The following is an 18,565-nucleotide window of genomic DNA, read 5'->3' on the forward strand; positions in this document are numbered from 1 at the left end:
CACCGTTTTATTATCGACGACTGGTTGGTAAGGATAACTAATTAGAAGATGTTGACAGTAAACTCAATTTCTATTTATTCTATACTTTTAAGTGATTCAATCATATCAATTTTCCTTACAGTTTTTCTTAAAAATATGTTACATAAAATAGTAACCAAGAAAGTGACGAATACAGGATATAGTATAGATCCTATATCTAAAGTAATAGGAAAGACCATATTATCAAGAGTGAATTTCTTTATAATGAGCATATATAGAGCAATACCTGTTGGTATACCAATAAATATACCAAAAATAGTAATGAAAATATTCTCCATAAATATAAGCTTATTTATTTTATTTCTTTGATAGCCTAGTACTTTTAATGTTGCTAGTTCCCTTATTCTCTCAGTAATGTTAATAACAGAGATGTTATATATGGCTGCAAAGGATAATACAATTGCACAAATAATCAGGACTATTATCATATTGTAAAGATTCTGCAAACCATTTTCAGTAAGCTCCTTTATTTCATTTATAGACTTAACCTCTTTTAGGTTCTGCATACTATTAAAGCTCTTATATATTTCGTCTAATTTAGTGGGATCTTTTGCTTGAATTAATAGTGTGCTTGGGGCGTAATATACTCCTAAAGTAGATAGGAGCTTTGGTGTAGCGAAAATTTCTTGATTTAAATATTGTTCAGATATATTTGAAATTTTCACTTCTATAGTTTTGCCTTTATACATTGAGTCTATTAATTTTAGTTGCAGTGAATCTCCGATTGACAAATTATACCTTTCTGCAAATCTTGTAGCGACTATTACACCTTCATCATCTAAAGGTAGTATGTTTCCATCTTTATCATAATTATTAATTAAATTATTTTCTTTATTTGTAATAAGTAGATTGCTATCTTTTTTATCTTCTATATTAGTAATAACTACGCTAGTTTGTGCAAGAGTATTTAAATTGATATCATTATACGGTATATCGTCACTTAAATATTCTATAGGGGTTTTATACACGACTCTAAGATCATAATTATATACTTCATTGAATTGCTTCTCTATTAATAATTCCCTAGAGCCTTTATACCCAAATGCAAGAATTAATAAAGTGACACAACAGACTACACCTAAAGAACTGTAAATGGCTCTTTTTTTGTTTATAAAAATATTTCTTAAAACAAGCTTATTACCGTAAGAAAGCTTTCTCCAAAAAGTTGTATTTCTTTCTATTAATATTTTTTTAACTTTTTTCGGTGGTTTGGCTCTCATTGATTCAGTAGTTCTTTCTTTTAAAATTATTTTACAAGACAGGAATGTTGCTAAAACACCAAATGTAATTGAAAAAAATATAGTGATTAAAATAAAGATGGGATATATACGTATTTCAAAGCCGGGAAGTGTTATTATAGCTCTTACCTGGTCCATAAATATCTTTGGAAAGAATATTGACCCTAATAACGATCCAATAAGACCTCCAACGAATCCTATTAATACTGCATATCCAAGATAATGAGTTAATATTTTTGAATTATTAATACCTAATGCTTTCATGATTCCAATTTGGGTTCTTTGTGAGTCTACCAGTCTAGACATTGTTAAAAAGGTAATGATAGCAGCAACTAAAAAGAATATAATAGGCAATATTTTTGCAAGTTCTTCTTGTTGCTTTATTTCTCCAGTAAATTGTTTATAGCTTAAATTTAAGTCTCTTTTTAATGTGTAGAAATAATTTAAATTAATTGAACTTTTTTCTATTTCATTTTCTATTACATTTAAATCTACCCCGTCGTCTACATCAATAACAACTTCATTATAAATTTTTTGACCTATAATATTACTCATCGTTTTTTCTGAAACGTATGCTATCCCGTATTCTTTATGGTTTGGAGGGAAATCTGAGGTATCCCTAGATTTAATAGTATATTCGGAGCTTTCACCAAACCCGGATATTTTTAAAGTAATATCTTTATAAGCTGTGCTTAAGTTTATTTCGTCACCAACAGAATAGTTATGTTCTTTTGCGTAATCTGCATCAAATAGAATAGAATTGGAGTTCGTTGGTCGAGTGCCTTCAATGAGGACTATTTGATTAATCAGATTATTTTCAGGAAGGGAATGTAATTTTAATGTTGTTTTAACATCATCCAATTTTTGATTACCTTCTAATACATACCGTCCTTCGATATTATTAATACCATCAATTTCTCCTAATTTTTGAATATCCAAAGGAGAAATATTGTCATAATAAACCCATAAATCAGCTAGATTAGTTTTTTTGAAATATTCCGAAGAATACTCACTAAGGTTTTTCGAGAAAGTAGAAAAACCTGCAAAGAAAAATCCTCCTACTACAATTACTAACGTAATTGCTATAAATTGCCCCTTATATAACTTTAAGTCTCTTAGTAACTTTAATAATAATTTATTCATTACCATTCAATATCCTTTATAAGTTTTTTATTCTTATTGATAGTAATATCCTCAATAACACCACTTTTAACTTTAATAACTTTGTCAGCCATAGGGGCAATAGCTGAATTATGTGTTATTAAAACGACACACTTTTTAGTTTCTTTATTTATATCTTCTAGAAGTTGCAATACAGCTTTCCCAGTTTTATAGTCTAAAGCTCCAGTAGGTTCATCACAAAGCAAAAGTAATGGATTTTTAGCAATAGCCCTAGCTATTGCTACTCTTTGTTGTTCTCCACCAGAAAGCTGAGATGGAAAATTATTCATTCTGTCAAATAAACCAACTTTTTTTAAAGTCTCTTTAGGATTGAGATGATTTTTAGATACTTCAACTGCAAATTCAACATTTTCTAGAGCTGTAAGGTTAGGTATGAGGTTATAAAATTGAAAAACAAAGCCAATATCTTTTGCTCTAAAATCCGTTAGTTTTTTTTCATTAAACTCTGTAATAACCTTTCCTTCGACAATTACCTTTCCAGAAGTAGGAATATCCATTCCGCCTAAAATGTTTAATATCGTACTTTTACCAGCTCCACTTGCACCAAGTATTACAACAAACTCCCCCTCCTCAATGATAAAATTCACTTCATTTAATGCTAATATTGGAACTTCACCTACAATATATTCCTTAGAAATATTTTTAAATTCAATTAAACTATTAGTCACTTATTTTTCCTCCTAAGTAAATAGAATAAATCACTATTTTTTGTTTTCTAGAAGCTACTGAAATATTATGCGGAATACGTATTATTTATTCCATTTGATGAATATTTTCCATTTCAATAACATATATAGATAAAAAGTAAATTTAAATAGTGAAGTGATATTAATTGTTATATTTAACTTTATTTACATGATAATAAAAATGGTGGTGGATTAAAAGTGAAGAAGCAACAATTAAATTAGAATAATCTTTTCTAAATCGAAAAAAGGAATAGATTCTAGCCTTTTTTCCCGATAATAATTTGAAATTTGAAGTATTCAATTATTAGTTTCTATTAGTGACAAGCGTAAAATATACCAAATTTAACTAAAGTGTCATGTGAAAATAAAATATTTTAGCGAAGGGAATGTTATTTAATGCAATTTATTAAATATTCAAAACAAAATATTTTATCTTATTTAGTAGAATTGATTGAAGAAATATTAGATGTAAACATTACAAACTATGATGAGCCATTTACTGATTTAGGTCTTGCTTCTATTGACATCCCATTATTCATTGAAAGGTTGTCTAAAAATTTTGAAATCGACATACAGGTGTCTTCACTGTTTGAATACACCAATATAAAAGAATACACTGAATTTTTATTTAATTTATTAAATAAAAAAGAAACTATGGTTAATAATACTCACGATAGTGATGATGGTGTAAATACTAATGATAAGGATTCTATTGCAATTGTAGGTCTTAGTTGCCGATTCCCGGCTGGCGGAAATAGTCCAGAGGAATATTGGGATATGTTAATTAACGGAAAAGATGTTATATCCAATGCTCCAGAAGAGAGATGGGAGATAGAGAAATTTTATAGTCCAGATAAAACTCAAGCTGGAAAATCATATACTAAAAAGGGTGGCTTCTTAAACATACCGATTGACCAATTTGACCCGAAATTTTTTAATATTTCTCCAAAAGAAGCTAATGCATTAGATCCTCAACAAAGATTGTTATTAGAGTTGACTTATGAAGCCTTTGAAAATGCTGGTATTAATATAGGAGATTATTTCGGTAGTAATACGGGGGTATATGTAGGCATTGCAGGAGAAGAATACTCATTTGCACATTATAAATCTGGGGATTTAAGTAAAATAGATGCTTATTCACTGACTGGAACAACTTTTAGTACAGCTTGTGGGAGAATTTCCTATACTTTTGGATTTGAAGGACCTTCAATGGTTCTTGATACAGCATGTTCATCTTCGTTAACAGCATTACATGTTGCATGTAAAGCATTAGAAGCTGGTGAAGTAGATACTGCGGTAGTAGCAGCAGTAAATTTGATGGTTACTCCAGCCGTACATGTATGTTTTTCTAAATTAGAAGCTATTTCTATAGATGGACATAGTAAAAGCTTTGATGCATCTGCTAATGGTTATGGCAGAGGAGAAGGTGGCGGGGTTCTTATTCTAAAACGCTTACAAGAAGCTAAGAAAAATGAAAATAATATATTAGGAATAGTCCGTGGTACCGCAGTAAATCAAGATGGAAAAAGTAATGGATTAACTGCACCTAATGGTTTAGCTCAAGAAAAAGTAATAAAAAAGGCATTAAAGGATGCCAATTTAAATGAAACAGATATAGATTATATTGAAATGCATGGAACTGGTACCAAACTAGGAGATCCTATAGAGGTAAAAGCTGTTGTTGAAACCTATTGTAAGAATAGAACAAAAGAAAACCCATTGAAAATTGGATCTGTTAAATCAAATATCGGACATTTAGAAGCAGCCGCTGGAATTGCCAGTATAATAAAAGTACTGTTATCATTTAAAAAAGATTTAATTCCTGGGAACTTGAATTTTAAAGATCCAAATCCATTTATCCCTTGGGATAACTCACCGGTAAAGGTTGTCGATACTAATACTAATTGGAAAAATAACGGTAGTTTAAGACGAGTTGGAATAAATGGATTTGGTTTTGGAGGATCAAATGCCCATATCATTATTGAAGAACCGCTAAAGGAAAAGCCTGTAGTAAAAACTGATAATGACCCAATATATATTTTAAAACTATCAGCAAAGAGTGAAAGATCACTGCGTAATAATATACAGAATTATTTGGACTATATGAATGGGAATGAAGTTGATATAAAAGATATTGTTTATACAAATAATCTATTCAGAGCTGATTATGATTATAGATTTACTGTTTTTGGGAGAAATAAGGGAGGAATAATTAAAAGGATGGAATCCTATTTAATGAATGAAAATAAAATAGGGATTTCAACAAATCTAAACGAGGTTATAAAATTCCAAAAAGAACCAGAGGTAGTATTTTTATTTACAGGTCAAGGCTCCCAATATTTAGGAATGGGAAAAGAATTATATGATAACAACTCAACATTTAGAGAAGTTTTTGACGAATGTGATAAATTATTCAAACCATTTATTTTGAAATCTTTAGCAGAACTTTTATATAGTGGGAAATATTCAAGTGAAGAAGTGGAAAGGACTTTATATGCACAACCACTAATATTCTCTATCGAATATGCCATTTGCAAAATGTGGGAAAAGCTAGGTGTAAAACCGAATGTTGTATTAGGCCATAGTATAGGAGAGTATGCAGCGGCTGTTGTATCAGGAATAATGAATTTAGAAGATGCAGTAAAGTTAGTCGCAATTAGAGGAAGGTTAATGGATTCAGCACCTGGAGAAGGGGCTATGTTATCAATTTTTGCAAATGAAAAAACAGTGAATAAATTAATAGAAAAATATAATGATGCATTGTCAATAGCAATATATAATGCTGAAAATAATATTGTTGTTTCAGGTGAGAAAAATGCAATAGAAGAACTCTCGAAAGAAGCTGAAAGACAACAAATAAAAATTGCTAGATTATACGTATCTCACGCATTCCATTCAAAATTAATGACACCTATATTAGAGGATTTCAAAGAAATTGCATCACAAGTAAAATTCAATCAATCCAGAGTGCAATTTATTTCTTCGACCTTTGGAAGAACAATAGGAGAAGATGAAATTTTAGATGCGAATTATTGGACAAACCATATCAAAGAAAAAGTTGATTTTTATCATTCTATTACATCAATTAAGGATTTAGAAAATAAAGTATTTTTAGAGGTTGGGGCAAATAAAACTTTATGTGCATTGTCTAAATTATCTTTAAGGGGAGAAATTAAATTATTAAACTCTTTAGATATGAAAAAAAGCGACTTGGAACAAATTTGTTATAGTTTAGGGGAACTATATTCTAGTGGTGTAAAGATTATTTGGGAGAATTTCGAAACAAATGAGAATAAAGCATTTAATCGAGTTCAATTGCCTACGTATTCATTTGATCGAAAATCATATTGGATGACACCTGTGTTCTCTCATGAAAGAAATTTACCTGAACAAGGAAATAGTAAACAACATCCAATTATTGGACAAAGATTTAGCACACCACAATTAAAAGATAGTTTAGTATATCAGAACACCTTCACAATGAATTCTCCATACTTTATGAAAGAACATATTATTTTTGATACGGCAATATCTCCTGCTGCAGCTCACATGTCGATGCTAGTATCTATTATTGAAGATTATTATAAATCATCAATATGTAAGATCGAAAACGTTGAATTTCACTCACCTTTAATAGCAAATAATGGTGATGAAAAAACGGTGCAATTTTTACTTGAAGATATGAAAGAGCCAAGGAAAAAATTCCAACTAATAAGTAAAGACAATAATTCGGAAAATGAAAATTGGACTAAGCATTGTCTAGGAAGTTTTACTGAAATAAATGACGAGACATTTGAAAAAAGAATAAATATAGATGAATTAAAAAACAGGTTTCCAGAAGACTTATCAGGTTTCAATATCTACGATGTGATGAGCAAATTTGGTTTTAATTTAGGCGAAGGATTTCAAAGAATTAAGAGAGTGTGGAAAGGAGAAGGTGAAGGAGTTTGCTTAATTGAGCCAATGAGAGATATTCCAAATTTGGAATCGTATACAGTGTATCCAGGCACAATTGATTCTATATTCCAATCTGTGTTTGCTGTATCAGAACTAAGTAGAAAAATGGATTCTGAAAGTGCAAATGAAGAACTAAAAACAACAATTCCTATCTCATTAGGAAAACTAAAGTATTATTATCGCGAGGCAGAAAGTTATTGGTGCCATGTTAAAGTTAATAATGATCAAAAAGAAGGCTTTATAGGAGATATAGATGTTTATAATGAAAAAGGTGAAATTGTATTTGAAATAGAAAGAATCATGGCGAAACTCTCAGATCGAAAAAGCTTGTTAAAGCAACTTAACTTTAGTGGTGATCAATTGCTTTATAACGTTGAATGGGTAGAGCAATCACTAAAAGAAAAAATAGAAACTGGTGATAAGGGAAGATTTATCATTTTATCGAATAATAATGAAATATGTAATAATATGCATGCGAAACTTAAGCTACATGGTATCGATTCAATTAGAGTCTTGTCTGATAAAAAGTATTTACAACTAGACAACGATACGTATTACATTTCCGATAATAAAAAAGAAGATTTATACACGCTATTAAAGGACATTGTAGATAAATATGATAAAGAAAAGTTAAACATTTTATTTATTTCTGAGTCTGATGTGGAAAGCATCAATCAAATAACTTTAGAGACATTAATGTCGAAAGAAAAAACAGATTGTAGTAGATTATTGTACCTTGTACAAGCAATAACAGACTTAAATTTAGTTGAAAAATTGAATTTAAAAGTTATAACAAATAATGTACATGATTTAGATGAAAACCCAATTTCTATTTATCAATCAACATTATGGGGCTTTTCACAAGTTATTCGCTTTGAATGTAAGCAATTGTGGGGAGGAATAATTGACGTTGATAGTAGCATGATGAATAAGGAAATTGATGATGTACTAATCAAAGAAATACTAGCGAACGTTGAGAAACAAGTTTGCTTAAGAAGGAATAATAAGAGATATGTTTCAAGATTGATTAAACATTCTGACACGAAGAATAAGCGTGAAAACCTTGATATAACCATTAAATCTGATGCAACTTATATTATTACAGGAGGAACTGGTAGTATCGGCATGCTTTATTCAGAGTATTTAATTAACAAAGGGGCACGTAATCTAGTTCTATTAAACAGAAATAAGCCTAAGGATATTATTCTCAATAAGATAAAGAAATGGGAAGAGAAAGGCATAAAAGTATTGGTATGCCAAGTTAATGTCAGTAGAGAATCAGAAGTCGTTGCTTTAATATCTGAAATTAATGAACATTTCCCAGAGATTAAAGGCGTAGTTCATACGGCTGGTGTTTTGGATGATAGGCTGATAAGAGATCAAACATGGGAAAGTTTTGAGCAAATGTTCATGAGTAAAGTTTTTGGAACATTCAATTTACATCATGCATTAAGAAATTGTGAATTGGACTTTTTCATTATGATGTCATCTATTGCTTCCGTAATAGGAAATATAGGACAAGCAAATTATGCAGCTGCAAATTATTTTATGGATGTATTTGCTCAATATAGAAGAAAATTAAACTTACCTGCATTATCGATTTGTTGGGGTCCATGGTCTGAGACAGGAATGGCCTCTAGAGATAAAGAGAATGTGAAACGAATAGAGAGACAAGGTATTTATAGCATTAGTACTGAATTAGGAATGAAAATAATTGATAAATTATTTAGCAAAAATGAATCTCTCATTTTAGTTGCTGACATGAATTGGAGTTTATATAATGAACACGCTAATTTAGATGAAATAACTACATTCTTATCTAAGCAAATAATATTAGATGATGTTACTACTATAAAAAATAAAAAAACTAATAGTAAGGTTAATATATTATCAACTTTAAAAACGTTAAAGTTTTCGGAAAGACAAGATTATTTACTAGTAAAACTGCAAAATATTACAGCGACTTTAATGGGCTTTGATGATGCTTCCCTTTTAGTATTAGATCAGTCACTAACAGAACAAGGAGCAGATTCGTTAATGATTTTCTCTATGAGGAATGAAATAAATAAATTATTAAACAAAGAGCTTGATATTTCTGTATTTTTTAATTATCCATCATTAAAAGAGTTAAATGATTATCTACTCATGGAAGTTATATCTTTCGAAGAAAATAGTGAATATGACAAGGATAATGAAAACGTAAGTGATTATGATAATATAGATGATTTATTATCAGAAATAGAGGCTTTAGTAGACTAGAAAGGAGGGAACAGTTTGTGACACAGGAAACGAGTAAATATAAAGAAGCTTTAAAAAAAGCAGCTAAAAAAATTGAAGAATTATCTCAAAAAAACAAAGATGATGATATAGCTATTATAGGGCATGGTTGCAGATTTCCTGGAGGTGCAAATAATCCAGAGCAGTTCTGGAATATACTTTCTAATGGGATTGATACTGTAACAAAAATTAAAAAGGACCGATTTAATTATGAAGAATATTATAGTGATGATGTAGACGAAATTGGAAAAATGTATACAAAAAACGGGGCATTTTTAAATGTCCCCGTTGATGAATTTGATAATCGACATTTCGAAATCTCACCTGTAGAGGCAAGTTCGATAGATCCACAGCAAAGATTATTATTAGAAGTAAGCTGGGAAGCGCTAGAGGACGCCGGGCTAAATCCGAATAATTTAAGAGGCAGTAATACAGGAGTATTTATAGGGTTTAGTTCTAGTGATTATTTTAGAGCTCATATGTATTCAGGTGATGAAAAAAAAATAACGCCTTATTCTGTTTCAGGTATAACTTATGGTGCTGCAAGCGGTAGAATATCCTATTTTTATGATTTTAAAGGACCTGCGGTAACAATCGACACAGCCTGTTCATCCTCATTAGTGGCAATAAATGCTGCAGTAGAAAGTTTGAAAAAAGGTGAATGCTCATTAGCAATTGTAGGTGGAGTTAATATGTTATTAACTCCTGAATCATTCATTGGACTCTCAAAGCAGCATGGTTTATCAAAGGATGGCAGATGCAAAACTTTTGATGAAAGTGCAGATGGCTTTGGGAGAGGAGAGGGCTGTGGTGTCATTGTACTAAAGAAATTGTCCCAAGCTAAAGCCGATAATGATTCAATCTATGCAATTGTGAAGGGCGTCTCGGTTGGACAAGATGGAAGAACAAATGGGATGACAGCTCCTAATGGAAGTGCGCAAAAAAAAGTAATAATGCAAGCTTTAAATCAAGCTCAAATGAAGATAGATGATATTGATTATATTGAGACACATGGGACAGGTACTCCTTTAGGGGATGCTATTGAAATTCAAACTTTAAATGAAGTTTTTAAAAATAAGAAAAGTGACTTATTAGTAGGCGCAGTAAAAAGTAATATAGCCCATTTAGAAGCTGCATCAGCAATGGCTGGGATAATAAAAATTATACAATCATTTAGAAACAACCAACTACCACCTAATCTTCATTTCAATAATAAAAGTTCTAAGATTGATTGGGGAAATATACAAGTGGTAAATAAGCTTGTTGATTGGAAATCTAGCGAAAAGATTAGAAGAGTAGGTATTAGTGCGTTTGGATTCACAGGCACTTTAGCGCATGCAGTTATTGAAGAACCACCATTAGTGAAAGAAAATAACGAAGGTAAGGAATTACCTTATCACTTGTTGACTTTATCTGCTAAAAATGAAGAGATATTGAAAGAATCTGTTATTAATATGAAAGAGTATTTATCGAATTCTGATAAATCAATTGGAGATATATGTTACAGCTCTAATATTTGTAAGAGTCATATGGATCATCGTTTTTCTGTTACTGGATCAAGTAAAGAAGATATTTTAAGTAATTTAGATAAATTTGATTATTTTAAAAGTAATTCTTCCAAGTATAAAATGAAAAATATTACCTTTTTATTTACTGGCCAAGGATCTATTTATAAGAATATAGGGAAAACATTATATGAAAAGTCATCCGTATTTAAAAAGGCATTAGATCAATGCAATGAAAAATTTTATAAAATATTAAATACCAATATTTTAGATATCATTTATGGAGAAGAAGATAATAATTTTGTAAATAAAGCTATTTATTCACAACCGATAATATTTTCTATAGAGTATGCGTTAACCAAGTTTTGGGAATCTCTTGGTATTAAAGCAAAAACAGTAATTGGTCATAGTATAGGTGAATTTGCTGCAGCATGTTATGCTGGAATATTAAATTTAGATGATGCGATAGTCATGATAGCTCATCGTAGTATGTTAATGGATACTCTCAATATTGATGGGAAAATGGTGGGTGTACTAACAAGTGAAGAAGTTGCAAGAGAAGCAATAATAGAGAGTGGATGTAAAAATGTTTCAACTGCTGCTATAAATGCTCCGGAAAATGTAACAATATCAGGGCTTAGTCAAGAAGTAGACAAAGTAATTGAAATCATTCAAACGAAACAAAGAGTATTTGTAGATGAGTTAAACATTACACATCCATTTCATTCGAGTTTAATGAAAGATTTTGTCAACATTTATAAGGAAAAAATAAAGAATGTTAATTTCTCAGATAATAAGGTTACTTTTATATCTTCTATTACTGGAAAACAAGAAAATAAAGACACCTTTGGTAATGCCACTTATTGGTCTGAGCATTTATCCAATACAGTTAACTTTTATAAAGCAATAGAAACGGCTAAGGATTTGGAAAGCAATATATTTATTGAAATAGGAGGAGACGCAACACTTTGTGGACTAGCTAATCAGTGTATTGATGGCGAGGAGCTATTTTTACCGTCATTAAGAAAAGACTTTAATGAATATAAGCAACTATTAGATTCTATATCTCAATTATATTTACATGGCGTACAAATTGATTGGAAATGCTTTTACAAAGATTATAATCATGTGAAAGTAACACTCCCTAATTATCCTTTTCAAAGGAAAAAATACTGGATTGATTTAAATGAAAATAAGAAAAATAACAATAAAGATTTTACTTTTGAAAATCCAGTAAAAATAGACAAAACCAATAAGCCAATTAAAAATAATCTTAGTAAATCTACTATAAGTTTAGATGATATAGAGCTTGAGATAAAAAATACTATTAATATTATAGCTGGATTAAAAGTAGAAGAGATAAATAGTGAAGATAATCTATTTTCATTAGGATTTGACTCACTATTATTATTAAACTTTAAAAAACATATAGATGATAAATATAAATTAGATATCTCTATAAATGAGTTCTTATTAACATTAAACACAGTAGGTTTAATAGCAGAATATATATATATAAATATGCCGGAGTTAGAGGTATTTGAAGAAGAAATTATACTACAACAACCAAATGTATTTGCAGAAGGTAATGACAATTACGGTGATGTAAGTCTGAATAATCTGGAAAGTCAAATCAACAACATCCAAATTCAGCTAAGTAATTTGAAGGATATGAGTCGGAATGTACTTTTAACAAATAAAGCAACAAATGTAAGGAAAACTTTCCCTAAACTAAATAATAACTCCATGATCTTCGAAGAAGACCCTTTAAATCATGAGCAAAAACAGTTTTTAGAAGATTTTATATTGAAATATAATAAAAAAACAAAAAGCTCTAAAAATCATGCGAAAAAGTATAATACTGTATTCACAGATTGGATAAATTCACTTAATTTTAGGATGACATTAAAAGAATTACTATATCCAATTATATCTAAAGAATCCCAAGGAACAAGATTTTGGGATATTGATGGAAATGAATATATAGATTTAGCAATAGGGTATGGAGTCCATTATTTCGGGCACAATCCTTCATTTATTACAAATGCAATCAAAGCTCAATTAGATAAAGGAATTGAATTAGGACCACAAAGTGAATTAGCTGGAAAAGTGGCAAAATTAACTAAAGAATTAACTGGAGTAGAGAGAGTTGCATTCTGTAATACAGGTTCAGAAGCTGTTATGGTTGCCTTAAGAATTGCAAGAGCATGTAAGGGAAAAGAAAAAATAGTAAAATTCGCTGGATCCTATCACGGTACCTTTGATGGTCTACTAACAGATACTGATGAAGAAGGTCCCTATCCTACTTCACTAGGTACAACATATGGGAATATTAAAGATACGGTAAGTTTACTCTATGGATCAAAGGAATCTTTAGAATATATTAAAGAAAATAAAAATGATATTGCTGCAGTATTAGTAGAACCTGTACAAAGTCGAAGACCAGGTTTTCAGCCAATAGAATTTCTTAAGGAATTAAGAGCATTAACAAAAGAATTAGATATTGCTTTAATTTTTGATGAAATGCTAAATGGATTTAGAATACAACCGGGTGGTGCACAAGCTTATTTTAGAATTGAAGCGGATATAGTTACTTACGGAAAAATAGTAGGTGGTGGACTTCCATTAGGCATAGTAGCAGGTAAGCAAGAATACTTAGATAGCATAGACGGTGGAAACTGGTCATTTGGGGATAAATCTAAACCTGATAAAGATATTGTAACTTTCGCCGGGACTTTTTGTAAGAATCCCCTTGTTATGGCTGCTGCACATGCGGTACTCTTACATTTAAAAGCGAATGGAGAAACTATTCAAAATGAAGTGAATGAGAAAACTAGATTTTTTGTAGAAGAATTAAATGAGTTTTTTGAAAGTGAATCTGTTCCTATGAGGATAAGTTACTTTGGATCACAATTCAGATTTGAATCATTTGGAAAATATGACTTATCACTATTTCCAATAGAAATGGATCTATTTTTCTATTTATTAAATTATAAGGGAGTATATACATGGGAGAGGAGAACGTGCTGTTTTAATACAGCAATTACTTATGAAGATATTAATATAGTAATAAGCAAAGTTAAGGAATGTATATATGAATTAAGAGAAGGTGGTTTTGAATTTTCGGATAGTACAAAACGGAACAATTCCAAAAAATCTGTTCCATCTCAAAACATAATACCAATGTCTTTAAATCAAAAAAGGCTCTTCTCAACAATTCAAATAAATGAGAATGACCCATATAACATAATCGGGACATTAGAAATAAATGGCCAAATAAACATTGAAAAATTAGAGACTATGTTCAAAAAAATAATAGCTAGACATGAAAGTTTACGTACAAAGTTATACATTAGAGATGATCAATTTGTTCAAGAAATTGTAGAGGATGTAGATTTTAAAATTTATGAAGTTGAAATGCAAGAATCTGAGAATTTAAATGAAGTAATCCGGAAAAATATTAGTAAGTTTGATTTATCCCTGGGACAAATGTTTAAAGTAACGTTTATTAAAGTTACAAACAATAGGGGAATATTGCTAATAGATTTACATCATACAATAGCTGATGGACGTTCATTAGATATTTTAGGTCAAGAGCTAATGAAATTATATTTAGGGGAAAATCTGGAGCCGATCAATTATCAGTATTCTGATTATGTTTTATGGGAGAAGGAATTTTTAAATTCTGAGGAAATCAAAAAAGATGAAGCTTATTGGTTAAAAAAATTATCGGGTAAAAGAGAAAAGTTAAATCTCCCTTTTGATTTTAACTATTCAGTTGATCAATTTACAGGAAATACTGTGAAAATGGCGATAGATTCAGATTTAGTATTCGATCTAAAACAATTTGCAAAAAAGTCAAAGTCATCACTGTTTATGGTATTAGTCGCAGCGTTTAATGTATTGCTTTATAAGCTTTCAAAATCCAAGGATATAATTATTGGTACTCCTGTTACTAACAGAGGAAATGGAGAGTTTGATAATAATATTGGTATGTTTACTAATACAATTGTTTTGAGAAATCAGCTTTCAAACGGAATGAAATTTTCCGAATTCCTGAACGATGTAAAACAAAACTCTCTTGAGGCGTATGTCCATATGAATTATCCATTTAATTTACTTGTTAATAAACTTAATGAAAAAAATAAAGGTGATAGAGACACATTAGTAGATGTTATGTTTATTTATGAGAATGTTGATGGAAGAATGTTTAAAATGGATGATGTTGAAATCAAATCATATAACAACTATCAATCAAAAATAGCAGAGTTTGATTTGACATTGGAAATACTTGAAGAAAATGGGGAATTCAACGTTAATTTAAATTATAAAACTGGATTATTAGAGGAAGATAGTGTTACACGGTGGGGGCAAAATTATACAACTATATTAGAACAAATTATTAATAATAATTCTTTATCTATCTCTGACATTCAACTTCTATCAAATAGTGAAAGGGAAAAAATTATTAAAGATTTTAATAGTACTCAGGTAAATTATCCTAAAAATAAAACAATCCAACAACTATTTGAAGAGCAAGTGAGGGTTGTGCCTAATGATGTTGCCGTTGTATGTAAGGATGTCAAATTGACTTATGATGAATTAAATAAAAAAGCAAATCAAGTAGCACTATTCCTTAGAGAAAATGGTGTAAAAAGTGATTCAGTAGTCGGTATTTATGTAGATAGATCCGTTCAAATGATCATTGGCATTATGGGGATTTTAAAGTCAGGGGGAGCTTATTTACCAATAGATACAAACCTTCCTAAAAGTCGAATTGAGTACATGCTTCAAGATTCAGGAGTAGAGTTTTTAATTACAACAAAGGAATTAGAAGATGATTTAATGTTTAGAGGTAATATCATTAATATTAATAATAAAGATAATGTTTCTAAAGATGATAATAATTTGAGTATAGTAAATGACACGCATGATTTAGCTTATATTTTATATACGTCAGGTTCAACTGGTAATCCCAAAGGAGTCATGGTTGAACATAAACAAGTAAATAATTTTATACATGGTATTGTAGATGCAACCGGATTAGATAAGAATAAAAGCATACTATGTATAACAACAATTTCATTTGATATTTTCGGTTTAGAAACTTTAGTTCCACTTGCACATGGAATGAAAATAGTAATTGCAGATGAAGAAGATGCAATTGACGGGGATAAATTATCAGAAGTTATTGTTGAAAATAAAGTGGAGGTAATGCAAAGTACGCCTTCAAGATTAAAATCCCTATTAGAAAGTGAAAAATTCAAAACATCAATAAAGCAATTAAAATCAATATTAATTGGTGGAGAAGAAGTTTCTGAAAATCTAGTAAGAGAACTAAATCGGGATAATAACGTGGAAATATTTAACGTATATGGTCCAACAGAAACAACCATTTGGTCAACATGTAAACGTTATACAAATGAGGATAAAAAACTTACAATTGGAAAACCAATAAATAATACTCAAGTATATATTCTAGATGAGGAAATGCAAATAGTCCCTATTGGAGTTCCAGGAGAATTATATATAGGAGGGGATGGAGTAGCAAGAGGCTACTTAAATAAAGAGGATTTGACATTACTAAGTTTTCTAGAAAATCCATTTGAAAAAGGGCTGAAGATGTATAAAACTGGAGATCTAGCGAGATGGAAGTCAAATGGAGAAATGGAATTTTTAGGTAGAATAGATAATCAGGTGAAAATTAGAGGATTTAGAATAGAACTTGAAGAGATAGAAAATAGAATTTTAAAATTTGAAAACATAAAACAAGCTGTAGTAGTGGGGAAAACGGTTAAAAATGTTCAAAAATATCTGTGCGCATATGTATTAAGTAGTAAAAAAATAAATATATCTGAAATTAAAGATTATTTATCAGCAACTTTACCTGATTATATGATACCCTCCATCTTTATTGAGGTTTCAGAAATGCCACTTAATTCAAATGGAAAAATAAATCGGAAAGCCTTACCAGATCCAGCTAACGAGGAACCTGTATTAAATAGCTATGAAGGTCCACGAAATGAGATGGAGAAAAAGTTAGTGGAAATTTGGGCTGAGATTTTAGGAAGAAAAACAATAGGTATAAACGATAACTTCTTTGATTTGGGTGGACATTCATTAAATGCGACGATATTAGTAGGCAGAATGCACAAATTGTTAGATGTGAAAATACCAATAAAAGAATTATTTAAGACTAAAAATATAAAAGAACTTACTAAATATATTAGTAAACTAGAAAAAAATAAATATGAAAAAATAGAGAAATTAGCTGCTAATAAAGAATTCTATACAACATCTTCTGCACAGAAAAGAATGTACATGTTACAAGAGAGATATAATGGCACTGCTTATAATATGCCAGAGGCTATAGAAGTAACTGGTAAACTAGATCTAAAAAAATTAGATAGTGTTTTGAGACAGCTTATAGATAGACATGAATCGCTAAGAACATGTTTTGATATCGTTGATGAAGAAATAGTACAAAAAATTCAACCAACGGAAGATATAAAATTTAAGATTGAAATGTTAGCAATAAATAACGAAGAGAAAATTCCAGAAAAAATAGATAACTTCATCAGGCCATTTAACTTAAAAAAGGCTCCGCTTATTAGAGTTGGGGTTATAAAAGTGGCGAAAGAGAGAAATATTATCATTTTTGATATTCATCATATTATTTCTGATGGAATTTCGGTTGCAATACTAACAAAAGAATTTAGCGATTTGTATTCCAATAAAAAGTTGGAACCTTTAAAAGTTCAATATAAAGATTATTCTGCTTGGCAAATAAAAAGATCAAAAAGTGAAGAACTTAAAAAACAAGAAAAATATTGGTTAGGCGAGTATCAAGGGAAATTGCCTGACACAAAATTACCAACGGATTATCCTGTGTCAAATAAACGAGACTTTAAGGGACATAGTATTGAATTTAAATTAGATAAATCTATTACAGATAATTTAATAGCAATTGGGCACAAGACTGGAAGCACACTATACATGATTTTATTAGCCAATATAAAAATTTTATTATCAAAATATTGCCAAGAAGAAGATATTATTGTTGGAACACCTGTCTCAGGAAGAACATCAGAAGAGGTTGAAAATGTAATTGGTATGTTTGTAAACACCTTAGCGATTAAGACAAAGGTAGATAATGAATTAGGATTCAAAGATTATTTGGAAATTGTTAAAGAGAAGGCGATGACGGCCTTTGATAATCAAGAATATCAATTTGATGAGTTAGTTCAAAAGGTTGGTGCATCAGGCGAATTAAACAGAAATCAAATATTTGATGTAATATTTGCCCTTCAAAATATGCAAGAAGATAAAATAGAAATGAATCAGTTAAGCGTTAAAGAATATCCTATAATACAAAATACGGAAAAATTCGATATTTCAATTGATTGTCAGGAAAGGGAAGGAGAATTATTAATAAATTTAAGCTATGCAACGTCATTATTTAAAAAATCAACAATAGAAAAATTTATAGAATACTTTATGAGTATTTTACAATTAACATCGAAAAATATGGATTTAAAGATTAAAAACATTGACTTAATTACTAATGAAGAATTAGATGCTCTATACAGTAATGTAAAGTCAAATAAATTAAACGAAGAAGATTTTGAATTTACTTTTTAGGTCGCTACTAGATATATTAAATTAATTAATTCTAAGGTAA

The 18,565-nt window shown here is 29.9% G+C and carries 4 protein-coding genes; 2 read left to right on the forward strand and 2 right to left on the reverse strand.

The genetic code is table 11. The features are described from left to right. Nucleotides 1–74: 74 nt before the first annotated feature. Both AAFN87_RS04960 and AAFN87_RS04965 read right to left on the reverse strand, forming a co-directional pair. The gene (locus AAFN87_RS04960; protein WP_347789906.1) at nt 75–2,420 is read right to left on the reverse strand and encodes an ABC transporter permease; all 2,346 of its coding nucleotides are present in this window, start codon (nt 2,418–2,420) and stop codon (nt 75–77) included. Continuing rightward, a complete protein-coding gene (locus AAFN87_RS04965) occupies nt 2,420–3,127 on the reverse strand; it encodes an ABC transporter ATP-binding protein (protein WP_347789907.1) in 708 nt (235 codons plus the stop codon). Before AAFN87_RS04965 ends, AAFN87_RS04960 begins: the two co-directional genes overlap by 1 nt. A 414-nt stretch (nt 3,128–3,541) precedes the next feature. On the opposite strand from AAFN87_RS04965, the gene AAFN87_RS04970 reads away from it, so the two are divergent. Both AAFN87_RS04970 and AAFN87_RS04975 read left to right on the forward strand, forming a co-directional pair. After that, on the forward strand, nt 3,542–9,361 hold the full coding sequence (locus tag AAFN87_RS04970) for a type I polyketide synthase (RefSeq protein WP_347789908.1): 5,820 nt from the start codon (nt 3,542–3,544) through the stop codon (nt 9,359–9,361). A 17-nt stretch (nt 9,362–9,378) separates the two neighbouring features. Beyond that, nucleotides 9,379–18,525 carry a non-ribosomal peptide synthetase/type I polyketide synthase gene (locus AAFN87_RS04975; RefSeq protein WP_347789909.1) on the forward strand — a complete coding sequence of 3,049 codons (9,147 nt, stop codon included), beginning with the start codon at nt 9,379–9,381 and terminating at the stop codon, nt 18,523–18,525. The last annotated feature ends 40 nt before the right edge of the window (nt 18,526–18,565 follow it).

This window comes from Solibacillus sp. CAU 1738, assembly GCF_039888725.1.
Classification (GTDB): Bacteria; Bacillota; Bacilli; order Bacillales_A; family Planococcaceae; genus Metasolibacillus.